The 21,200-nt window shown below is 63.5% G+C and carries 18 protein-coding genes; 14 read left to right on the top strand and 4 right to left on the bottom strand.

Annotated elements, in window-relative coordinates:
• The first annotated feature begins 86 nt into the window (after positions 1-86).
• The 3 genes from gabD (at position 87) to QZ497_RS19305 (ending at position 4,513) form a co-directional block, all read left to right on the top strand.
• Positions 87-1,529, top strand: coding sequence for an NADP-dependent succinate-semialdehyde dehydrogenase (gabD, locus tag QZ497_RS19315; protein WP_295478160.1), 1,443 nt, complete (start codon positions 87-89; stop codon positions 1,527-1,529).
• A 179-nt stretch (positions 1,530-1,708) separates the two neighbouring features.
• Complete coding sequence (gene gabT, locus QZ497_RS19310; protein ID WP_295478157.1) at positions 1,709-2,989, top strand: 4-aminobutyrate--2-oxoglutarate transaminase; 1,281 nt, start codon at positions 1,709-1,711, stop codon at positions 2,987-2,989.
• 156 nt (positions 2,990-3,145) lie between these two features.
• Positions 3,146-4,513 (top strand): HDOD domain-containing protein, encoded by a 1,368-nt coding sequence (locus QZ497_RS19305; protein WP_295478154.1) that lies wholly within the window; start codon positions 3,146-3,148, stop codon positions 4,511-4,513.
• Between the two features lie 161 nt (positions 4,514-4,674).
• On the opposite strand, the gene QZ497_RS19300 is transcribed toward QZ497_RS19305, so the two are convergent.
• A complete protein-coding gene (locus QZ497_RS19300) occupies positions 4,675-5,667 on the bottom strand; it encodes a sensor domain-containing diguanylate cyclase (protein ID WP_295478152.1) in 993 nt (330 codons plus the stop codon).
• A gap of 137 nt (positions 5,668-5,804) precedes the next feature.
• Positions 5,805-6,989: a delta-9 fatty acid desaturase DesA gene (desA, locus tag QZ497_RS19295; protein ID WP_295478149.1), complete on the bottom strand. Its 1,185-nt coding sequence runs from the start codon at positions 6,987-6,989 to the stop codon at positions 5,805-5,807.
• A gap of 156 nt (positions 6,990-7,145) precedes the next feature.
• On the opposite strand from desA, the gene dibA reads away from it, so the two are divergent.
• The 6 genes from dibA to QZ497_RS19265 all read left to right on the top strand — a co-directional run bounded on the left by dibA (position 7,146) and on the right by QZ497_RS19265 (position 13,374).
• Positions 7,146-9,077, top strand: a complete 1,932-nt coding sequence (gene dibA / locus QZ497_RS19290) for a phosphodiesterase DibA (RefSeq protein ID WP_295478146.1) — start codon at positions 7,146-7,148, stop codon at positions 9,075-9,077.
• A 183-nt stretch (positions 9,078-9,260) separates the two neighbouring features.
• Positions 9,261-9,443 (top strand): sulfur starvation response protein OscA, encoded by a 183-nt coding sequence (gene oscA / locus QZ497_RS19285; protein WP_295478143.1) that lies wholly within the window; start codon positions 9,261-9,263, stop codon positions 9,441-9,443.
• A gap of 128 nt (positions 9,444-9,571) precedes the next feature.
• Positions 9,572-10,576 carry a sulfate ABC transporter substrate-binding protein gene (locus tag QZ497_RS19280; RefSeq protein WP_295478140.1) on the top strand — a complete coding sequence of 335 codons (1,005 nt, stop codon included), beginning with the start codon at positions 9,572-9,574 and terminating at the stop codon, positions 10,574-10,576.
• Between the two features lie 97 nt (positions 10,577-10,673).
• Positions 10,674-11,495 carry a sulfate ABC transporter permease subunit CysT gene (gene cysT, locus QZ497_RS19275; protein WP_295478137.1) on the top strand — a complete coding sequence of 274 codons (822 nt, stop codon included), beginning with the start codon at positions 10,674-10,676 and terminating at the stop codon, positions 11,493-11,495.
• Between the two features lie 13 nt (positions 11,496-11,508).
• Entirely contained in the window at positions 11,509-12,381 is an 873-nt protein-coding gene (gene cysW, locus QZ497_RS19270) for a sulfate ABC transporter permease subunit CysW (protein ID WP_295478134.1), read from the top strand.
• A 3-nt stretch (positions 12,382-12,384) separates the two neighbouring features.
• Positions 12,385-13,374: a sulfate/molybdate ABC transporter ATP-binding protein gene (locus QZ497_RS19265; protein ID WP_295478131.1), complete on the top strand. Its 990-nt coding sequence runs from the start codon at positions 12,385-12,387 to the stop codon at positions 13,372-13,374.
• A gap of 138 nt (positions 13,375-13,512) precedes the next feature.
• On the opposite strand, the gene serA is transcribed toward QZ497_RS19265, so the two are convergent.
• Complete coding sequence (gene serA / locus QZ497_RS19260) at positions 13,513-14,742, bottom strand: phosphoglycerate dehydrogenase (protein WP_295478128.1); 1,230 nt, start codon at positions 14,740-14,742, stop codon at positions 13,513-13,515.
• Positions 14,743-14,938: 196 nt separating this feature from the next.
• Here serA and QZ497_RS19255 point away from each other — a divergent pair, with 196 nt between their 5' ends.
• The 4 genes from QZ497_RS19255 (at position 14,939) to QZ497_RS19240 (ending at position 19,123) form a co-directional block, all read left to right on the top strand.
• Positions 14,939-16,333: an FAD-binding oxidoreductase gene (locus QZ497_RS19255; RefSeq protein ID WP_295478125.1), complete on the top strand. Its 1,395-nt coding sequence runs from the start codon at positions 14,939-14,941 to the stop codon at positions 16,331-16,333.
• A 25-nt stretch (positions 16,334-16,358) separates the two neighbouring features.
• Positions 16,359-17,024: a fumarylacetoacetate hydrolase family protein gene (locus tag QZ497_RS19250; protein WP_295478122.1), complete on the top strand. Its 666-nt coding sequence runs from the start codon at positions 16,359-16,361 to the stop codon at positions 17,022-17,024.
• Positions 17,025-17,205: 181 nt separating this feature from the next.
• The gene (locus QZ497_RS19245; RefSeq protein ID WP_295478119.1) at positions 17,206-18,123 is read left to right on the top strand and encodes an SdiA-regulated domain-containing protein; all 918 of its coding nucleotides are present in this window, start codon (positions 17,206-17,208) and stop codon (positions 18,121-18,123) included.
• 94 nt (positions 18,124-18,217) lie between these two features.
• A complete protein-coding gene (locus tag QZ497_RS19240; protein WP_295478116.1) occupies positions 18,218-19,123 on the top strand; it encodes an SdiA-regulated domain-containing protein in 906 nt (301 codons plus the stop codon).
• 180 nt (positions 19,124-19,303) lie between these two features.
• On the opposite strand, the gene rpiA is transcribed toward QZ497_RS19240, so the two are convergent.
• On the bottom strand, positions 19,304-19,975 hold the full coding sequence (gene rpiA, locus QZ497_RS19235) for a ribose-5-phosphate isomerase RpiA (RefSeq protein ID WP_295478115.1): 672 nt from the start codon (positions 19,973-19,975) through the stop codon (positions 19,304-19,306).
• A 131-nt stretch (positions 19,976-20,106) separates the two neighbouring features.
• Between rpiA and ilvA the strand changes: the two genes are divergently transcribed.
• Positions 20,107-21,200, top strand: a 1,094-nt coding sequence (gene ilvA, locus QZ497_RS19230; RefSeq protein ID WP_295478112.1) for a threonine ammonia-lyase, biosynthetic, incomplete at its 3' end; no start/stop codon positions are given.

Genomic DNA, 21,200 nt, shown 5'->3' with positions numbered 1-21,200 from the left:
AATAACAATTTCGTGGTGGTGCCTGCCCTGGCGCCATTTCTATATCAGCTCGCTCCGCCGGTGTGCGGTGCATTCAGGAGGCCCCCATGCAGCTCAAGGATTCCAAACTGTTCCGCCAGCAAGCCTATATCAATGGTGCCTGGCTGGACGCCGACAGCGGTCAGACCATCAAGGTCAACAACCCTGCCACCAACGAGACTCTGGGCACCGTGCCGAAGATGGGTGCCGCCGAAACCCGCCGTGCCATCGAAGCCGCCGACAAGGCCCTGCCGGCCTGGCGTGCGCTGACCGCCAAGGAACGTGGTACCAAGCTGCGTCGCTGGTATGAGCTGATGATCGAGAACCAGGACGATCTGGCGCGCCTGATGACCCTGGAGCAGGGCAAACCGCTGGCCGAAGCCAAAGGCGAGATCGGCTACGCGGCGTCGTTCATCGAGTGGTTCGCCGAAGAGGCCAAGCGCGTCTACGGTGACGTGATTCCCGGCCATCAGCCGGACAAGCGTCTGATCGTTCTCAAGCAGCCGATCGGCGTGACTGCGGCCATCACCCCGTGGAACTTCCCGGCGGCGATGATCACTCGTAAAGCCGGCCCGGCCCTGGCCGCTGGCTGCACCATGGTGCTCAAGCCTGCTTCGCAGACCCCTTACTCCGCCCTGGCCCTGGCCGAGCTGGCCGAGCGTGCCGGCATTCCGGCTGGCGTGTTCAGCGTGATCACCGGCAGCGCCGGCGAAGTGGGCAGCGAGCTGACCGGCAACCCGATCGTGCGCAAGCTGTCGTTCACCGGCTCCACCGAGATCGGTCGCCAACTGATGGCCGAATGCGCCAACGACATCAAGAAGGTGTCCCTGGAGCTGGGCGGTAACGCGCCGTTCATCGTGTTCGACGACGCCGACCTGGATAAGGCGGTCGAAGGCGCGATCATTTCCAAGTACCGCAACAACGGCCAGACCTGCGTTTGCGCCAACCGTATCTACGTGCAGGACGGTGTCTACGACGCGTTCGCCGAGAAGCTCAAGGTCGCCGTGGCCAAGCTGAAGATCGGTAACGGCCTGGAAGACGGCATCACCACCGGCCCGCTGATCGACAGCAAGGCCGTGGCCAAGGTCAAGGAACACATCGACGACGCCGTGAGCAAGGGCGCCAAGGTGCTGTTCGGTGGCAACAGCCTGGAAGGCACCTTCTTCGAGCCGACCATTCTGGTCGACGTACCTAAGACCGCTGCCGTGGCCAAGGAAGAAACCTTCGGCCCGCTGGCGCCGCTGTTCCGCTTCAAGGACGAGGCCGATGTCATCGCCATGTCCAACGACACCGAATTCGGCCTGGCTTCGTACTTCTATGCGCAGAACATGAGCCGTGTGTTCCGTGTCGCCGAAGCGCTGGAGTACGGCATGGTGGGCATCAACACCGGCCTGATCTCCAACGAGCTGGCGCCGTTCGGCGGTATCAAGTCCTCGGGCCTGGGCCGTGAAGGCTCCAAGTACGGCATCGAAGACTACCTGGAAATCAAATACCTCTGCCTGTCGATCTGATCCGGCGGCGAGTTTTGTCATCGACGGGGCGCGAGAGCGACGCCTCGTCGATGTGTTGCTGTACCAACCCCCAAGGGTGGCCGGAAGGCCGCGCCAGTCGATCATCGCATGCTGGCCCGGTTGATTCCCGCTGCTGCTTCCTTGCAACACGCCGACGATGAGCGGCGAATGAGGACCCCATGAGCAAGACCAACGAATCCCTGCTGCAACGCCGTGCCGCCGCTGTTCCCCGTGGCGTGGGCCAGATCCACCCGATCGTCGCCGAGCGCGCCGAGAACGCTACCGTGTGGGACGTCGAAGGCCGCGAATACATCGACTTCGCGGGCGGCATTGCCGTACTGAACACCGGCCACCTGCACCCGAAAGTGGTGGCAGCCGTTCAGGAACAGCTGACCAAGCTGTCGCACACCTGCTTCCAGGTACTGGCCTACGAACCCTACATCGAGCTGTGCGAAGAAATCGCCAAGCGCGTACCGGGTGACTTCGCCAAGAAGACCCTGCTGGTGACCTCCGGCTCCGAAGCCGTAGAGAACGCCGTGAAGATCGCCCGTGCCGCCACCGGCCGTGCTGGCGTGATCGCCTTCACCGGCGCCTACCACGGCCGCACCATGATGACCCTGTCGCTGACCGGCAAGGTCGTGCCGTACTCGGCCGGCATGGGCCTGATGCCAGCTGGCGTATACCGCGCCCTGGCACCTTGCGAGCTGCACGGCGTGAGCGAAGACGAGTCCATCGCCAGCATCGAGCGCATCTTCAAGAACGATGCCCAGCCGCAGGACATCGCGGCGATCATCATCGAGCCAGTGCAGGGCGAAGGCGGTTTCTACGTCAACTCCCCGGCCTTCATGCAGCGCCTGCGCGCCCTGTGCGACCAGCACGGCATTCTGCTGATCGCTGACGAAGTGCAGACTGGCGCCGGTCGTACCGGTACCTTCTTCGCCACCGAGCAACTGGGCGTGGTGCCGGACCTGACCACCTTCGCCAAGTCCGTCGGCGGCGGCTTCCCGATCTCCGGCGTCAGCGGCAAGGCCGAGATCATGGACAAGATCGCTCCCGGTGGCCTGGGCGGTACCTACGCCGGCAGCCCGATTGCCTGTGCCGCGGCCTTGGCCGTGCTGAAGGTGTTCGATGAAGAGAAACTGCTGGAGCGCTCCAACGCCGTGGGCGAGAAGCTCAAGGCCGGCCTGCGTCAGATCGCCGAGAAGCACAAGGTCATCGGCGACGTGCGTGGCCTGGGTTCGATGGTTGCCATCGAGCTGTTCGAAGGCGGCGACCACAGCAAGCCGGCCGCCGAGCTGGTGGGCAAGATCGTTGCCCGTGCTCGCGAGAAAGGTGTGATCCTGCTGTCGTGCGGCACCTACTACAACGTCATCCGCTTCCTGATGCCCGTCACCATCCCTGACGCGCAGCTGGATAAAGGTATCGCCCTGGTCGCCGAGTGCTTCGACGAACTGGCCTGATGAGGGCCTGACCGAACGGCAGGCAGTGCCTGCTGTCTGGATCTGTGAAGAAACCCGCTTCGGCGGGTTTTTTCATGTCTTGCGGGTATTTTTCCGTGGATGGCTATATCCGGCGAGCGGCTTTGGCTAAGGTGAACGCATCGATGTCGGAGGGTCATGATGACCGCTGTGGATTTACTTGGGGTGCCAAGGGTGTTGATCGCCGAGTCCGATCCCTGGGTTCGTGAAACGATCAGCGACCTGGTCCTGAGCGTGCGTGATGATGTCGAACTGGAAATGTGTACCGATGGCAGGCAGGCCGTCGAATGGATGAAGAAACATTCGCCTGACCTGATCATCGCGGCGCGCGAGTTGCCCGCCATTGATGGTCTCAGCCTGTTGCGCGGCGTGCGCCAGATGCGCCGGCAGCCTCCAGTTCCGTTCATTCTGCTCAGCAGCCGCAATGACAGCGCCAGTGTGCGTGAGGTCTTGCCGCTGGCGCCGACTGCCTACCTGACCAAACCCCTCAACAGTGAGGGGCTGCGTCAGCGCCTGCGTGCCCTGTTGGTGGAATGCTCCGCCGACGGGCCGAGCATGCTGCCAGGCATGACCCTGGCCAAGTTCATCGAAAAGCGCCGTGACACCGCCGATGCCGCGCCGTTGTGCGTGAACGTCGGCGATGCCCTGCGCCTGTGCCAGGGTAGCAAGGGGCTGGACGTGCACTTGCTGGAACAGGAGCTGCGCAACGACCCGCACGTGACCGCCGTACTGATCGCCTCGGCCAATACCGCTGCCCAGCACTTGGGCAAGCCGGTGCAGACGCTCGGCGCTGCCCTGGAGATGCTGGGTGCGGTACAGAGCGCGCAGATCGTCTCGGCACTGGGCAAGAAGCGCGTGGCCACGCTGACCCACGACGGGCTGCAGGCGCGGGCCAATGCGCTGTGGCTGATGTCGCAACGCACGGCCGATTACGCGCGGATCCTCGGGCGCATGCTGGAACTCAACGTCGAGCGCTGTTTCACCGCCGGGCTGCTGCAAGCACTGGGCGAACTGGCGGTGCTGGGTGTACTGCAAGAGTGGCTGTTCACCGGTGGCAAGCTGGATGACGCCACCATCGGCCAGATGCTCGAACAGCATTCGGCGTCGTTCGGATCTGCACTGCGCACGCGCTGGCGATTGCCGCTGGAGCTGCGCGAACTCATCGCCGCGGTCTATCAATACAACACCGGGGTCTTCACCCGCGAAGTGCTGGCCATGAACCTGGCCGGCGACATGGCGCGGCTGAGCGACGAGCAAAGCGTAACGTTGTTGCTGAAATCCAAGCCGGCGCGTCTGCTGAAACTGGGCGTCGAGGACCTGCAGCGCTTGCGCAAGAAACTCACCGGCGTGACCGACCCGAGCCTGCGCGCGCCGCTGCCGCTGGTGGCCAGCGAAGCCGCCGAAGCGCCCGATCCGGAAGATGACCTGCCTGACCTGCTGGACCTTACGCCGGAACCGGAGCGTTCGCTGGATGAGCCGGAGCAAGACCCGGCCGAAGAGAAGTAACCGGTCGCAGAAGCGTCAGTAGGAGCGGCTTCAGCCGCGAAAGGGCCGAAAAATTCCCTGCATCTGCTGTGAACGTGTGGTCTATTCGCGGCTGAAGCCGCTCCTGCCCGGTCGCAAAGCGCTTAATCGAACAGTATTGCGGCTACAGTCGTTTCTATAGGTCAGCCCAGGACGATCTGGTCCTTGCCCTGGCGCTTGGCCTGGTACATCGCCTCATCCGCACGTGCATAGAGCACTTCCAGACTGTGGTCGTCCTCGGTCAGGCTGGTCAGCCCCTGACTGGCGGTGATGCTGAAGGTCTGCTCGCCTACCTGGAAACTCTGCCGCTGGATCTCGCGCTGCAGGCGCTCGGCGATCTGCAGGGCAATGTCCGGCGCGCAACCGGGGAAGATCGCCGCGAACTCCTCGCCACCTATGCGCCCGAACAGGTCGCCACGCCGCAAGGTGTTGCGGCCGCTTTCGGCAATGCGTTGCAGCACCGTGTCACCGGTCTGGTGGCCGTAGGTGTCGTTGATCTTCTTGAAGTCATCGATATCCAGCAGCAGGAACGACAAGGGCGTACCTTGCAGGCGGGCCATCTCGAATTCGCGCTGGGCGCACTCGAAGAAATGCCGGCGGTTGCTGCTCTGGGTCAGCACGTCGGTGGTAGCCAGGCGCTGCAGCTCGTCTTCCAGGCGTTTTTTCTCGGTGATGTCTTCGGCGATGCCCACCACCACCAGGCGCTGGCCGGGGTCGAGGCGCTGGCTGACGAAGCATTTGTCGCTGAGCCAACGCACCTCGCCATCGGCGCGAATGATGCGGTATTCACGGTCTTCGATGGCGCCCTTGTCGATCACCTCGCTGAGACTGCGCTCGGCGTAGTTGAGGTCATCAGGGTAGATGCTGTCGCGCCACTGGCTGTAGTCGGCCAGCAGCAGGCCCGCCGAACGACCGAAGATGCGCTCGTAGGCCGGGCTGACATAGATCATGCGCTGGGTTTCCCAGTCGAAGGCCCACAGCACGGCGTTGACGCTGACCAGCAAAGAGCTGAACAGCTGCTCGCGCTCGCTGAGCCGGGCGACTTCGGCCTGGGCATGCATCAGTGCCAATAGGGTCTCGGCGGGGACGGGCATCTCACTGTCCGACGCGGTGGAGACGAGGTAGGGTTTTTCCATGGACGAGTCATCTCGAACGACGCGCAACGGAGGCGCGTCGTTACGTCGTTTGTAGGTTCTGGATGACTGTATTGAGCGAAATTTCCGCAATAAGTTCCGGAATCGGCGCGCCCTAGAAGGGGCGCCGATCGACGGAGTCAGGCATGAACAGGGCGCAGCGAGTAGGTCTTGAGCTGGCTGGCGAAGTCACGCAGCGACTGGATACCGCTGCTCTCGGCCTCGTGGATCCACTCCTTGATGGCCGCGAGCATGTCGTGGCTGTTGCTGCTGGTCTTGAGCCAGATCTGCTGCAGGGCCAGGCGTTTTTCGTAGATCACCTTGAGGGCCTGGCTGTGTTCCAGCATGTGCTGGATGCGCAGGCGGTGCTGGTCGCTGAGCAGGCTGGTTTCCCGCGACAGCAGACGCTTGGCGCGGTGGAAGCGCGGGCGCAGCGAGGCGTCCACACGGGCCAGTTCCTGGGCCAGCAGCGGAGCGGTGACCTGCTTGCGGTACTGGGCCATGACCTGGAAGCGGTTGCTGAGCAGCGCCGCCGCCGTGTCGCGGTCGATGTCCTGCTTGCCAGGCACCCGGTGGGCCACCGGGGCGACGCGCTCCACCCTTGCCAGGCGCAGGGCGCTGAACAGCTTGATCCACGCCCAGCCCATGTCGAACTCCCAGGGCTTCACGGACATCTTTGCCGAGTTGGGGTAGGTGTGGTGGTTGTTGTGCAGCTCTTCGCCGCCGATGACGATGCCCCAGGGCACCAGGTTGGTCGCCGCGTCGCGGCATTCGAAGTTGCGGTAGCCCACCGCGTGGCCCAGGCCGTTGACCACCCCGGCGGCCCAGAACGGAATCCAGATCATCTGCACCGCCCAGACGGTGATGCCCAGCGCGCCGAACAGCAGCACGTCGATGAGTGCCATCAGGGCAATGCCGAGGAAGCGGTAGCGCGTGTACAGGTTGCGCTCGATCCAGTCGTCCGGGCAGTTCTTGCCGTACTGGCGCAGGGTGTCAGGGTTGGCCGCCTCGGCGCGGTACAGCTCGGCACCGCGCAGCAATACGGTAGACAACCCCTTGACCACCGGGCTGTGCGGGTCCTCGGCGGTTTCGCACTTGGCGTGGTGCTTGCGATGGACGGCGGTCCATTCGCGGGTGTTCTGGCCGGTGGTCAGCCACAGCCAGAAGCGGAAGAAATGTTTGAGGCCGGCGTTCAGCTCCAGTGAGCGATGCGCGGAATAGCGGTGCAGGTAGACCGTGACGCTGATGATGGTCACATGAGTCATGACCAGCGTGACGGCGATCAGTTGCCAGACCGAGAGGTCGAGTAAACCGTTGTACCACATAGGCTGCAGTGCCCTCGCAAGTGGCGGGTGAGTAAAAAATGAGCAGCCAGCATTATCGCCACACCAGCGCGGAAAGCCAGATGTGCCAGCACGGAAGCGTCGCAGGATGTTTCTTACTTTATAATCGCCGGCCTGGGTAAGGATGTGTGTTCTGTTATGACGGATTTGTCGCGAAAAGCGCTGGGGGCCGCCATTTTCCATGGCTGGCTGACGTTTCTGTGGTGGCTGTCCAGCGAGTATCTGTTGCCATTCTGGGTGCATGACCCGGCGCGCCTGCAGCAATGGCAGCAGACGAGCGGTTACCTGTGGCTGGTCCTCAGTGCCCTGGCGCTGTTCCTGTTGCGCCGCCCGCTGGTGCGCTGGCTGGGGGGTGAAGAGCTGCAGCGCCGCCAGGACGCCGACCATGATCGGCTGCGTATCGCCTCGGCAGTGTTCGACAGCACCCGCGAAGGCGTGCTGGTGACCAACGACAAGGGCCAGATCGTGCACGTCAACCGCGCCTTCGTGGACATCACCGGCTACCAGCCCGAAGAAGTGCTCGGGCGCAACCCGAGCGCGTTCAAGTCCGGCCGCCACGATGCGTCCTTCTACACGCGCATGTACCAGGCCATTGGCACGCAGGGCCAGTGGAGCGGGGAGATCTGGAACCGCCGCAAGAGCGGCGAGGTGTATCCGCAGTGGCAGAACATCAGTGGCATTCAGGGCAACGATGGCCGTGTACGCCACTACGTGGCAGTGTTCTCCGACCTGTCGGCGATCAAGCGTTCCGAGCAGGAGCGCATGCAGATGGCGCACTACGACGCCCTGACCGGCCTGCCCAACCGCCTGCTGCTCACCGACCGTGCCACCGAGGCGGTGGCGGCTGCCCGCGAGGCCAAACGCGGCTGCGCGATGCTGCTGGTCGACCTCGATCATTTCAAGAACATCAACGACAGCCTGGGGCACAGTCGCGGCGACCAGTTGCTCAAGGCCGTGGCCGAGCGCCTGAACGGCTGCTTCGGAACCGAGGTGACCCTGGCGCGCCTGGGCGGCGACGAGTTCGCCCTGCTGGTGAAGAACTGCCAGCAGATGGTCCAGGCTGCTGCGCTGGCGCAGAAGGTCCTCGACGCCTTCAAGTTGCCCTTCGAGGTCGAGGGTCAGGCGCTGTTCAGCACCGCCAGTATCGGTATCAGCCTGTTTCCCAACGACGCGCTGTCGGCCGAGCAGTTGCTGCGCAATGCCGATGCCGCGCTGTTCAAGGCCAAGCGCCGGGGCCGCGAGGGTTATGCGCTGTACACCGAGGAACTGACCGCCCATGCCCAGCAGCGTGTGCAGCTGGCCAGCGAGTTGCGCCGTGCCATCGAGCAGGACGAGTTGCGCGTCTACTACCAGCCGGTGCATGACCTGACCACGCGGCAGATTCGCGGTGTCGAGGCCCTGGTGCGCTGGGAGCATCCGGAGCGCGGCATGGTTTCGCCAGGCGAGTTCATTCCGGTGGCCGAGCAGAGCGGGCTGATTGCCGACATCGACGATTGGGTGCTGCGCGCGGCCTGCACGCAGATGCGCCAGTGGCAGGAGGCGCAGGCGCCGCTGTCGTTCGTGGCGGTGAACATTTCCAGCCGTCAGTTCGGCACCGGCGATCTCGATGTACAGGTCGCCAAGGTGCTGCGCGACACCGGCCTGGACCCTGGCTGCCTGGAGCTGGAAGTGACCGAGAGTGCGGTAATGAGCGACCCCGAGCAGGCCATCGAACAATTGCATCGCCTGCGCGAGCTGGGCCTGAACCTGGCCATCGATGACTTCGGCACCGGTTACTCCTCGTTGTTGCGCCTCAAGCGCATGCCGGTGCAGAAGCTCAAGATCGACCAGGGTTTCGTGGCCGGGTTGCCCGCTGATGAAGATGACGTGGCCATCGTGCGCGCGATCATCGCCCTGGCCCGGAGCATGAACATGCAGGTGCTGGCCGAAGGCATCGAAGAGCCGCAGCAGGCTGTCTTCCTGCATGACAGCGGCTGCGAACTGGGGCAGGGCTACTGGTTCGCCCGGCCGATGCCGGCGGCCATGATCGATTGGCAGCATGCACCGGATTTCCGCCTGTCGGTGGCCTGACTGCCGCCGTGCCGGGTGCGCAAGGCGCCTGGCGAACGATCGGTTGTTAAATGCTTTTTGGTTATATCTGAATTCTTAAATAGTCTTTTTAAGAATATCTTGCGCTCACTACTATGGCTCCCATGTCCGCAGCCGTTGCGGCCCATCGCGACGGTTCAGCCCAAGTCCATAGGAGTTATCACGATGAGCACTTCCCTGCGTAGCGTTGACGGTCAGGACGAAGCCACCGTTCTGCGCGAGATCCAGAGTGCCCTGCGTGACCTGCGTTTCGGTGCCGTCGAGATCACGGTGCACAACGCCCAGGTCGTGCAGATCGAGCGCAAGGAAAAATTCCGCCTGCAGAACGCCACCCACAAGTCTGGCTGAGTGCGTCAGCCGTTTCACCGGTGGGGCCTGCCTTTGCGCCCCCCGTCCGCAGCGGGCGCCTTCTGTCAGCGCGCCACGCCAAGAACAGACCTATAACGCCAACACCGCTTTCCCAGGAGCCTGACCCCATGTCCATTCGTCGTTTTGCCCTGGCTGCTCTTGCGAGCGCCGTATTTGCCGGCTCGGCCGTTGCCAAGGATTATGAGCTGCTCAACGTGTCCTACGACCCGACCCGTGAGCTGTACCAGGAGTACAACGCCGAGTTCGCCCAGCACTGGAAGAACAGCCACCCCGCCGACAACGTGGTCATCAAGCAGTCCCACGGCGGCTCGGGCAAGCAGGCTCGTGCGGTGATCGACGGCCTGCGTGCCGATGTGGTGACCCTGGCCCTGGCCGGTGACATCGACGAGGTCGCCAAGCTGGGCAAGAGCCTGCCCGAGGACTGGCAGAAGCGCCTGCCGGATGCCAGCACGCCATACACCTCGACCATCGTGTTCCTGGTGCGCAAGGGCAACCCGAAGAACATCAAGGACTGGGATGACCTGATCAAGAAAGACGTCTCGGTCATCACCCCGAACCCCAAGACCAGCGGTGGCGCACGCTGGAACTTCCTGGCCGCCTGGGCCTATGGCCTGAAGCAGGGCGGTGAGGCCAAGGCCAAGGAATACGTCACCGAGCTGTTCAAGCACGTACCGGTGCTGGATACCGGTGCGCGTGGCTCGACCATCACCTTCGTCAACAACGGCCAGGGCGACGTCCTGCTGGCCTGGGAAAACGAAGCCTTCCTGGCCCTCAAGGAAGACGGCGGCGCCGACAAGTTCGACATCGTCGTGCCTTCGCTGTCGATTCTCGCCGAGCCGCCGGTGGCGGTGGTGGACAAGAACGCCGAGAAGAAAGGCAACACCGAGATCGCCACTGAATACCTCAAGCACCTGTACAGCAAGGAAGGCCAGGAAATCGCCGCGAAGAACTTCTACCGTCCGCGAAACGCCGAGGTGGCGGCGAAATACGAGAAGCAGTTCCCTAAACTGGAGCTGGTAACCATCGACAAAGACTTTGGCGGCTGGAAAACTGCGCAGCCGAAATTTTTCAACGATGGCGGCGTATTCGACCAGATCTACCAGGCTCAGTGATGAGCTGTAGGAGCGCCGCCGCGCGCGGTGCTCCAGGTTGGGTCAAAGAGGAGCCCGGGCCTGTGCCCGGGTTGCTGTCAGTCAACCAGGGACCTTTATGTCGCGTCGTATTTCTCCTGTCATACCCGGCTTCGGGCTGACACTGGGCTACACCGTGGTGTACCTCAGTCTGATCGTGCTGATACCGCTGGCGGCGATGTTCGTGCATGCCGCGCAACTGAGCTGGGATCAGTTCTGGACCATCGTCACCGCACCACGGGTACTTGCCGCGCTGAAGCTCAGCTTCGGCACCGCGCTGTGTGCCGCCATCATCAACGGCATCATCGGCACCCTGCTGGCCTGGGTGCTGGTGCGCTACACCTTCCCCGGACGCAAGATCATCGAGGCGATGATCGACCTGCCGTTCGCACTGCCCACCGCCGTGGCCGGTATCGCGCTCACCGCGCTCTACGCGCCCAATGGCTGGGTCGGGCAGTTCGCCACCGACCTGGGCTTCAAGATCGCCTACACGCCGCTGGGCATCACCCTGGCGTTGACCTTCGTGACCTTGCCGTTCGTGGTGCGGACGGTGCAGCCGGTGCTGGCCGACATCCCGCGTGAAGTCGAAGAAGCCGCTGCCTGTCTCGGCGCCCGCCCGTTGCAGGTGTTCCGCCATGTGTTGCTGCCGGCACTGCTGCCCGCCTGGCTGACCGGCTTTGCCCTGGCCTTCGCCCGTGGCGTGGGCGAGTACGGCTCGGTGATCTTCATCGCCGGCAACATGCCGATGAAGACCGAGATCCTGCCGCTGCTGATCATGGTCAAGCTCGACCAGTACGACTACACCGGCGCCACCGCCATCGGCGTGATGATGCTGGTGGTTTCCTTCATCCTGTTGCTGCTGATCAACCTGCTGCAGCGGCGCATCGAAACCCCGAACTGAGGAGCGAACCATCATGTCTCATTCGTCGGTTTCCGCCGCCAGTGTGGCCAACGCCGCCCGTCGCGGCAGCCCGCTCGCCCGCCGGGTGCTGATCGGCCTGGGCTGGCTGGTGTTTCTGCTGTTCCTGGCCCTGCCGCTGTTCATCGTGGTGTCCCAGGGGCTCAAGCAAGGCTTGGGCACCTTCTTCGCCGCGATTCTGGAGCCCGACGCACTGTCGGCGCTCAAGCTCACGATCATTGCCGTGCTGATCTCGGTGCCGCTGAACCTGGTGTTCGGGGTCAGCGCCGCCTGGTGCGTCAGCAAATACAACTTTCGCGGCAAGAGCGTGCTGGTCACACTGATCGACCTGCCGTTCTCGGTTTCGCCGGTGATCGCCGGCCTGGTCTATGTGCTGATGTTCGGCGCCCAGGGTTTCTTCGGCCCCTGGCTCCAGGACCATGACATCCAGATCGTCTTCGCCTTGCCGGGCATCGTGCTGGCGACCATCTTCGTCACTGTGCCCTTCGTCGCCCGTGAACTGATCCCGCTGATGCAGGAGCAGGGCACCCAGGAAGAAGAGGCCGCGCGCCTGCTGGGCGCCAACGGCTGGCAGATGTTCTGGCACGTGACCCTGCCGAACATCAAGTGGGGGCTGATCTACGGTGTGGTGCTGTGCACCGCCCGCGCCATGGGCGAGTTCGGTGCGGTGTCGGTGGTTTCCGGGCACATCCGCGGTGTCACCAACACCCTGCCGCTGCACGTCGAGATCCTCTACAACGAATACAACCACGTCGCGGCCTTTGCGGTCGCGAGCCTGTTGCTGGTCCTGGCGCTGTTCATCCTGCTGCTCAAGCAGTGGAGCGAGTCGCGCATCAACCGTCTGCGCCAGAACGCGGCGGAGGAATAAGTCATGTCGATCGAAGTCCGTAACGTCAGCAAGAACTTCAACGCCTTCAAGGCGCTCAACACCATCAACCTGGACATCAACAGCGGCGAGCTGGTGGCGCTGCTGGGGCCGTCCGGCTGCGGCAAGACCACCCTGCTGCGCATCATCGCCGGGCTGGAAACCCCGGACCAGGGCAGCATCGTGTTCCATGGCGAAGACGTGTCCGGCCATGACGTGCGTGATCGCAACGTCGGTTTCGTGTTCCAGCACTACGCGCTGTTCCGTCACATGACCGTGTTCGACAACGTGGCCTTCGGCCTGCGCATGAAGCCGCGCGGCGAACGCCCGAGCGAGACTCAGATCAAGGCCAAGGTCCACGAGCTGCTGAACATGGTGCAGCTCGACTGGCTGGCCGACCGCTACCCGGAGCAGCTGTCCGGTGGTCAGCGCCAGCGCATCGCCCTGGCCCGCGCCCTGGCGGTGGAGCCCAAGGTGCTGCTGCTCGACGAGCCGTTCGGAGCGCTGGATGCCAAGGTGCGCAAGGAGCTGCGCCGCTGGCTGGCGCGCCTGCACGAAGACATCAACCTGACTTCGGTATTCGTGACCCACGACCAGGAAGAGGCCATGGAGGTGGCTGACCGTATCGTGGTGATGAACAAGGGCGTGATCGAGCAGATCGGCTCGCCGGGCGAGGTGTACGAGAACCCGGCCAACGACTTCGTCTACCACTTCCTCGGCGACTCCAACCGCCTGAGCCTGGGTGGCAGCGAGCACCTGCTGTTCCGCCCGCACGAGGTGTCGCTGTCGCGTCAGGCGCTGGAAGACCACCACGCCGCCGAAGTGCGCGACATCCGCCCATTGGGCGCGACCACTCGGGTGACCCTGAAGGTCGAAGGCCAGAACGAGCTGATCGAAGCCGAAGTGGTCAAGGACCACGACAGCCTGGTGGGCCTGGCTCGGGGCGAGATGCTGTTCTTCAAGCCCAAGGTCTGGCAGAAGGTGCCGGGGCTCTGAGGCGGCGATGACGGTTTGCTCGCGAATGCCCAGTGAGGTTTCTTTGCGAGCAAGCTCGCTCCCACAAGCTGTCAGGCCTGAATGGCAGGCATAAGAAAGGAGACCCGAAGGTCTCCTTTTTTCATGGCGCCGGTTGGCTTAGAACAGCACGCGGCAGCGAATGGTGCCTTTGACCTGCTGCAGCTTTTCCTGGGCCAGGTCGGAGTACTCGGCGTCGACGTCGATGACCACGTAGCCGACCTTCTCGTCGGTCTGCAGGAACTGGCCAGAGATGTTGATGCCGTTTTCCGCGAACACCTTGTTGATCTCGCTGAGCACGCCCGGGATGTTCTCGTGGATGTGCAGCAGGCGGTGCTTGCCAGGGTGAGCCGGCAGGGCCACTTCAGGGAAGTTGACCGACGACACCGAAGTACCGTTGTCGCTGTACTTGACCAGCTTCTCGGCCACTTCCAGACCGATGTTGGCCTGTGCTTCAGCGGTGGAACCGCCGATGTGCGGGGTCAGGATCACGTTGTCCAGGCCACGCAGCGGGCTTTCGAAGATGTCGTCGTTGGAACGCGGCTCGACCGGGAACACGTCGATGGCGGCACCGATCAGGTGCTTGTCCTTGATGGCGGCGGCCAGGGCGTCGAGATCGACCACGGTGCCGCGCGCGGCGTTGATCAGGATCCCGCCTTTCTTCATGGCGCGGATTTCTTTCTCGCCGATCATCATCTGCGTGGACGGCAGCTCAGGCACGTGCAGCGAGACGATGTCGGCCAGGCCCAGCAGCTCGGTCAGCGAGGTGACCTGAGTGGCATTGCCCAGCGGCAGCTTGGTCAGCGGGTCGAAGAAGAACACCTGCATGCCCAGGCTTTCAGCCAGGACCGACAGCTGAGTACCGATCGAGCCGTAGCCGATGATGCCCAGCTTCTTGCCCCGGATCTCGAAGGAGTTGGCCGCGCTCTTGATCCAGCCGCCACGGTGGCAGGAAGCGTTCTTCTCGGGAATGCCGCGCAGCAGCAGAATGGCTTCGGCCAGCACCAGCTCGGCGACCGAACGGGTGTTGGAGTAGGGGGCGTTGAATACCGCGATGCCGCGCTCGCGAGCCGCGCCCAGGTCAACCTGGTTGGTGCCGATGCAGAAGCAGCCGACCGCGACCAGCTTCTTGGCGTGCTCGAAGATTTCTTCGGTCAGCTGGGTACGCGAGCGAATACCGATGAAGTGGGCATCGGCGATCTTTTCCTTGAGTTCGGCGTCCGGCAGGGACTTGGTGTGGTACTCGATACTGGTGTAACCAGCGGCCTTGAGCACATCCACTGCGGACTGATGCACACCTTCGAGAAGAAGGAACTTGATCTTGCTCTTGTCGAGGGAAGTCTTGCTCATCTGCGTTAACCTGTATCCCGGAAAAATAGCTGGCAAAAAAAGGCATCGGCCATTTTGCGCGTCGCCGTCAGGGCCTCTGCAGGCGCGTCGCATACTGGCAAGTTGGTGTCGTATGCTAGCATAAACAGCCCTCGAAACCCCATGCCCAAACGTGAGAGGTTCTCAGGTTGTCCATGAATTCATCGAGAGTTACGTGATGACCCAGCAGGCCCTGATCGAAGAACTCACCGCCCTGGTGGCACCTGCCAAGGTACTCACCGACCCCGCCTCTCTGGAAACCTACGGCAAGGACTGGACCAAGCAGTTCATTCCGGCGCCGCTGGCCATCGTTCTGCCCCGTAGCACCGAGCAGGTCCAGGCCATCGTGCATTGGGCCAACCGCCATCGCATCGGCCTGGTGCCGTCGGGCGGGCGTACCGGGCTGTCGGCGGCGGCGGTCGCGAGCAACGGCGAACTGGTGGTGTCCTTCGAGGCCATGAACCAGGTGCTGGCGGTCAATACCACCGACCGCACCGTGGTCTGCCAGCCGGGGGTGATTACCCGCCAGTTGCAGGACCTGGCCGCCGACCACGGCCTGTACTATCCCGTGGACTTCGCCTCGTCGGGCTCCAGCCAGATCGGCGGCAACATCGGCACCAATGCCGGGGGCATCAAGGTGATCCGCTACGGCATGACCCGCAACTGGGTGGCCGGGCTCAAGGTGGTCACCGGCAAGGGCGACCTGCTGGAACTCAACAAGGACCTGCTGAAGAACGCCACCGGCTATGACCTGCGCCAGCTGTTCATCGGCGCCGAGGGCACGCTGGGCTTCGTGGTCGAGGCCACCATGCGCCTGGAACGGTCGCCGAAGAACCTCACCGCCATGGTGCTGGGCGCCGCCGACTTCGACTCGATCATGCCGGTGCTGCACGCCTTCCACGGCAAGCTGGACCTCACCGCCTTCGAATTCTTCTCGCATGCCTCCATGGCCAAGGTGCTGGCGCGCGGCGACGTGCCGGCGCCCTTCGATACCCAGTGCCCGTTCTATGCCCTGCTGGAATTCGAGGCCTGCACCGACGAGCTGGCCAACCAGGCCCTGGCGACCTTCGAGCACTGCGTGGAGCAGGGCTGGGTTCTCGACGGCGTGATGAGCCAGAGCGAGCAGCAGCTGCGCAACCTGTGGAAGCTGCGCGAGTACATCTCCGAGACCATCTCGCACTTCACACCGTACAAGAACGACATTTCGGTCACCGTCTCGAAGGTCCCGGCGTTCCTCAAGGAAATCGACGCCATCGTGGCGCAGCATTACCCCGATTTCGAAGTGCTCTGGTATGGCCATATCGGCGACGGCAACTTGCACCTGAACATCCTCAAGCCCGAGACGATGGACAAGCAGGCGTTCTTCGACACTTGCGCTCGGGTCAACACCTGGGTGTTCGAAACCGTGCAGAAGTACAACGGTTCGATTTCTGCCGAACACGGTGTGGGGATGACCAAGCGTGACTATCTGGCGTACAGTCGATCGCCTGCCGAAATCGAGTACATGAAAGCCGTGAAGGCAGCGTTCGACCCCAACGGCATCATGAACCCCGGCAAGATCTTCGCACTGTGACGCGACCAGCCCTCCAGGAGACCCCATGAGCTACCAGCACAAATACGTCGATGGCACGAACATCCATTTCCCTGTCGGCAAAGTGGTCTGCATCGGGCGTAACTACGCCGAACACGCCAAGGAACTGGGCAACCCGGTCCCTACCGAGCCGCTGCTGTTCATCAAACCCGGCAGTTGCGTCGTACCGCTGGAAGACGGCTTCAGCATTCCCACCGATCGCGGCAGCGTGCATTACGAGGCCGAGATCGTGGTACTGCTCGGCAAGCCGCTGAGCAAGAACCCGTCCGAGGAAGAAGTGCTGGACGCCATCAGCGGTTTCGCGCCGGGCCTGGACCTGACCCTGCGCGACGTGCAGTCGCGTTTGCGCGAAAAAGGCCTGCCGTGGGAGCTGGCCAAGAGCTTCGACGGTGCCGCGGTGATCGCGCCGTTCGTCCCGGCGGAAACCTTCCCGGACCTGACCGACATCGGCATTCGCCTGACCCTCAACGGCAAGGTGGTGCAGGACGGCAACAGCAGCCTGATGCTCAACCCCATCCTGCCGATGATCCAGCATATGGCGGCGAATTTCTCGTTGCAGGCCGGTGATCTGATCATGACCGGTACGCCGGCTGGCGTCGGACCTTTCCAGCCCGGTGACCAGATCGTTCTGGAGTTGGCGGGTCAGGAGCGTTACGAGAGTCGCGTGCTCTGAAACGCCCCTTGCCCGAACTAACCGACCGCCCCATGGCCCCGTGCCCTGGGGCGGTCTTTTTTGTGGCGCAGGGGCAATTCGCCGGCCATTGGCATTTTTTTCACAACTGATCCGGATAATTCCCGAGGCCCCACGGATAGGGGCACCGAGCACGTGCTTCCTACCCGATCAGGAGTCTTCGATGGCTATCCCCTACCTGTCTTCACGCTCGTCGCGGCGCCTCAGCCTGCGCTGGTACGTCTGGCTGCTGCCGGCGCTGGTGGCCGCCTGTGCCTTGGCCCACGCGATGCACTGGGACGACCGGGCGCTGCTGTTCGCCAAAGAGGCGATGCAGAGCAAGGCCGAGCGCATGGCCAGCGTCTGGCTACCGGATTACCAGGTGAGCATCGACGCCAAGGTGCTGCCGGGCATGGCCGACGACGAGGCCAGCGACCTGGCCTACAACCCGGCGACCCGCACGCTGTTCGCGGTAATGGGCAAGAACCCCTTTCTGGTCGAGCTGAGCCTCAAGGGTGACGTACTGCGCAAGATTCCCATGGAAGGCTGGAGCAACCCCGAAGGCATCGCGGTGCTGGACAACGGCCTGGTGGCCTTTACCGACGAACGCCAACAGGTGCTCAGCATCGTCAAGGTGGATGCCGCTACCACGCGTCTGCGCCTCAGCGATGCGACCCGCTACGACCTTGGCGCTGCCGAGAAGAAGAACAAGGGATTCGAGGGCATTGCCTGGGACCCCAAGCGCCAGCAACTGCTGATCGGCCAGGAACGCCCGGCGGCGATCTTCACCTGGCAGAGCGACGGCAGTGAATGGCTGACCGGCGACAAGCAGCGTCTGGGCCAGAATGACCTGGAAATGCGCAACCTGTCGGCGCTGGCCGTCGATCCGCGCACCGGTCATATCCTGGCGCTGTCCGCTGACTCGCACATGCTGCTGGAGCTGGACGAGCAGGGCCGGCAGGTCAGCTTCATGACCCTGTTGGGCGGCATGAACGGCTTGAAAGACACCCTGCCGCGTGCCGAAGGCGTGACCATGGACGAGCAGGGCACACTTTATATGGTCAGTGAACCGAACCTGTTCTATGCCTTCAAGAAGAAATAAACGGCACATTGCAGCCATGTGGCCATGAGCTATTAAGCCTGGTTTCAGATTGGCGTGCTATTTATGCAGCCCCTTCCTTGCAAGAGCTGCCGAAATGCGTCGTTCCATCCATCTGAAGCTGTGGGTCCTCATCGTGCTGCTGCTGGCAGCCGTGGCGTTCTTTGCCGCTCGCGAATTTCGTCTGGTGGAGCGGGCCGCCTTCAACTGGAAGCTGTTCTGGCAGACCGAGTCGGCTTCGGCCATCGGCCTGGATGATTACCGCGTGGTGGTCGAAGGCAAGGTCATCGAGGGGCTGGAGGACGACGTCTCGGCGCTCAGCTTCGATCCGAGTCGCAAGACCCTGTTCACCGTCACCAACCAGAACAGCGAGTTGGTCGAGCTGAGCCTGGATGGCCGCATCCTGCGGCGCATTCACCTGGAAGGCTTTGGTGACGCCGAGGCCGTGGAATACATCCGCCCCGGCGTATTCGTAATCAGTGACGAACGTCGTCAGCGGCTGATCCAGGTGCAGGTGGGCGACGACACGCGCAGCCTGGATGCCAGCCGCTCCGAGCAGTTGACCCTGGATTTCAACGCGGGCAGCAACAAGGGCTTCGAAGGGCTGGCCTACGATACCCAGGGCCAGCGGCTGTTCGTCGCCAAGGAGCGCGACCCGGTGCAGATCATCGAGGTGCGCGGGTTCCCCAGGCAGGATGCCGGTGCGCCTGGAACACTGGAGGTCGCGTCCAACCGCCAGCGCGATGCCGGGATCTTCGTGCGTGACCTGTCCAGCCTGCAGTTCGACGAACGCAGTGGCCACCTGCTGGCGCTGTCCGACGAGTCGCGACAGATCCTCGAACTGGACGTCGATGGTCGGCCGGTGGGCAGCGGCTCGCTGAAGAAGGGCCAGATGGGCCTGAGCAAGACCGTACCCCAGGCCGAAGGCATCGCCATGGATGACGAAGGCACCCTGTACCTGGTCAGCGAACCGAACCTGTTCTACGTGTTCAAGAAGCCTTGACCAGCGCCCAAGGGTAATGCCGCTCAGCTTGGACGGGTAGGCTTTGGCCGCAATACAGGTCAGACCGTGGGAGCGGCTTTAGCCACGAAAGCGCCAGGAAATTCACTGCATCTGCTGTGAACATGCGGTCACTTCGCGGCTGAAACTGCTCCTACCCGGTCTTACTGACCTGTATCGGGTTTAGCGGGTCAGGCTCTTTACCCCTTCGGCGGTGCCAAGCAGCAGCAGGTCGGCCGGGCGGGCGGCGAACAGGCCGTTGGTGACCACACCGACGATGGCGTTGATCTGGCTTTCCAGCTCCACCGGGTTGGTGATGCTCATGTTGTGCACGTCGAGGATGATGTTGCCGTTGTCGGTGATCACGCCCTCGCGGTACACCGGGTCGCCGCCCAGCTTCACCAGCTCGCGGGCCACATGGCTGCGGGCCATGGGGATGACTTCCACTGGCAGCGGGAAGGCGCCGAGCACCGGCACCAGCTTGCTGGCATCGGCGATGCAGATGAAGGTCTTGGCCACGGCAGCGACGATCTTCTCGCGGGTCAGTGCCGCGCCGCCGCCCTTGATCAGGCTCAGGTGTTCGTCGCTTTCGTCGGCGCCGTCGATGTAGAACTCCAGGTCGCTCACGGTATTGAGTTCATAAACCGGAATGCCATGGCCCTTCAGGCGTGCGGCGGTGGCCTCGGAGCTGGCCACGGCGCCGTCGAAGGCGCCCTTGTGCTGGGCCAGGGCATCGATGAAGCAGTTGGCGGTGGAGCCGGTGCCGACGCCGATGATGCTCTTGTCGTCGATCTTGGGAAGAATGAAATCGACGGCGGCCTGGGCGACGGCCTGTTTGAGTTGATCCTGGTTCATGCGGGCTCCACGGTGCCGATGGTGTGCGAAAGGGCGGCCATTATAGCGATGGCGTGGCGGCAAATGTGGTCGCGCGTCGGTCGCGGCGCTAAACTTTGCCGCCTTGCCCTTTGGTCCGTGATGTCGCCGCGATGCTTGAACAGTACGTCAAGAAGATCCTCACCTCCCGCGTCTATGACGTCGCCATCGAAACCCCGCTGCAGGGCGCCCGTCAGCTGTCCGAGCGGCTGGGCAACCAGGTGCTGCTCAAGCGCGAAGATCTGCAGCCGGTGTTCTCGTTCAAGATCCGCGGCGCCTACAACAAGCTCGCCCAGCTCAGCGCCGCAGAGCGCGCCTGTGGCGTGGTCACCGCCTCGGCCGGCAACCACGCCCAGGGCCTGGCCCTGGCGGCGCGGGAGATGGGCATCCGTGCGGTCATCGTGATGCCCAAGACCACCCCGGAGATCAAGGTCGAGGGCGTGCGCTCACGCGGTGCGCAAGTGGTGCTGCACGGCGACTCCTTCCCCGAGGCCCTGGCCCATTCGCTGCAACTGGTCGAACAGGACGGCCTGGTGTACATCCACCCCTACGACGACCCCGACACCATCGCCGGGCAAGGCACCGTGGCCATGGAAATCCTGCGCCAGCAGCCGGGCCAGCTGGATGCCATCTTCGTGCCGGTCGGCGGCGGCGGGCTGATCGCCGGCATCGCCGCCTACGTGAAGTACCTGCGCCCGGAAATCAAAGTCATCGGCGTCGAGCCGGACGACTCCAACTGCCTGCAGGCCGCCATGGCCGCCGGTGAACGCGTGGTGCTCAGCCAGGTGGGGCTGTTCGCCGACGGCGTGGCCGTGGCGCAGATCGGCCAGCACACCTTCGAGGTGTGCCGCCGTTATGTCGATGAGGTGATCACCGTCAGCAGCGACGAGATCTGCGCGGCAATCAAGGACATCTACGACGACACCCGCTCGATCACCGAGCCGGCCGGCGCCCTGGCGGTGGCCGGGATCAAGAAGTACGTCGAGCAGCGCGGCCTGCAGGGCCAGACCCTGGTGGCCATCGACTCCGGCGCCAACGTCAACTTCGACCGCCTGCGCCACGTGGCCGAGCGCGCCGAGCTGGGCGAAGGCCGCGAGGCGATCATCGCGGTGACCATCCCCGAGCGGCCCGGCAGCTTCAAGGCCTTCTGCGAAGCGGTGGGCAAGCGGCAGATCACCGAGTTCAACTACCGCTACCACACCGACCG

Source organism: uncultured Pseudomonas sp., from assembly GCF_913777995.1.
Classification (GTDB): domain Bacteria; phylum Pseudomonadota; class Gammaproteobacteria; order Pseudomonadales; family Pseudomonadaceae; genus Aquipseudomonas.
The sequence above is the reverse complement of the archived record's forward strand: the minus strand, read 5'-3'. Positions and strand labels throughout refer to the sequence as shown.

Coding starts and splice junctions, on each gene's coding strand:
- gabD (WP_295478160.1), top strand. CDS start 87: ATGCAGCTCAAGGATTCCAAACTGTTCCGCCAGCAAGCCTATATCAAT.
- gabT (WP_295478157.1), top strand. CDS start 1,709: ATGAGCAAGACCAACGAATCCCTGCTGCAACGCCGTGCCGCCGCTGTT.
- QZ497_RS19305 (WP_295478154.1), top strand. CDS start 3,146: ATGATGACCGCTGTGGATTTACTTGGGGTGCCAAGGGTGTTGATCGCC.
- QZ497_RS19300 (WP_295478152.1), bottom strand. CDS start 5,667: ATGGAAAAACCCTACCTCGTCTCCACCGCGTCGGACAGTGAGATGCCC.
- desA (WP_295478149.1), bottom strand. CDS start 6,989: ATGTGGTACAACGGTTTACTCGACCTCTCGGTCTGGCAACTGATCGCC.
- dibA (WP_295478146.1), top strand. CDS start 7,146: ATGACGGATTTGTCGCGAAAAGCGCTGGGGGCCGCCATTTTCCATGGC.
- oscA (WP_295478143.1), top strand. CDS start 9,261: ATGAGCACTTCCCTGCGTAGCGTTGACGGTCAGGACGAAGCCACCGTT.
- QZ497_RS19280 (WP_295478140.1), top strand. CDS start 9,572: ATGTCCATTCGTCGTTTTGCCCTGGCTGCTCTTGCGAGCGCCGTATTT.
- cysT (WP_295478137.1), top strand. CDS start 10,674: ATGTCGCGTCGTATTTCTCCTGTCATACCCGGCTTCGGGCTGACACTG.
- cysW (WP_295478134.1), top strand. CDS start 11,509: ATGTCTCATTCGTCGGTTTCCGCCGCCAGTGTGGCCAACGCCGCCCGT.
- QZ497_RS19265 (WP_295478131.1), top strand. CDS start 12,385: ATGTCGATCGAAGTCCGTAACGTCAGCAAGAACTTCAACGCCTTCAAG.
- serA (WP_295478128.1), bottom strand. CDS start 14,742: ATGAGCAAGACTTCCCTCGACAAGAGCAAGATCAAGTTCCTTCTTCTC.
- QZ497_RS19255 (WP_295478125.1), top strand. CDS start 14,939: ATGACCCAGCAGGCCCTGATCGAAGAACTCACCGCCCTGGTGGCACCT.
- QZ497_RS19250 (WP_295478122.1), top strand. CDS start 16,359: ATGAGCTACCAGCACAAATACGTCGATGGCACGAACATCCATTTCCCT.
- QZ497_RS19245 (WP_295478119.1), top strand. CDS start 17,206: ATGGCTATCCCCTACCTGTCTTCACGCTCGTCGCGGCGCCTCAGCCTG.
- QZ497_RS19240 (WP_295478116.1), top strand. CDS start 18,218: ATGCGTCGTTCCATCCATCTGAAGCTGTGGGTCCTCATCGTGCTGCTG.
- rpiA (WP_295478115.1), bottom strand. CDS start 19,975: ATGAACCAGGATCAACTCAAACAGGCCGTCGCCCAGGCCGCCGTCGAT.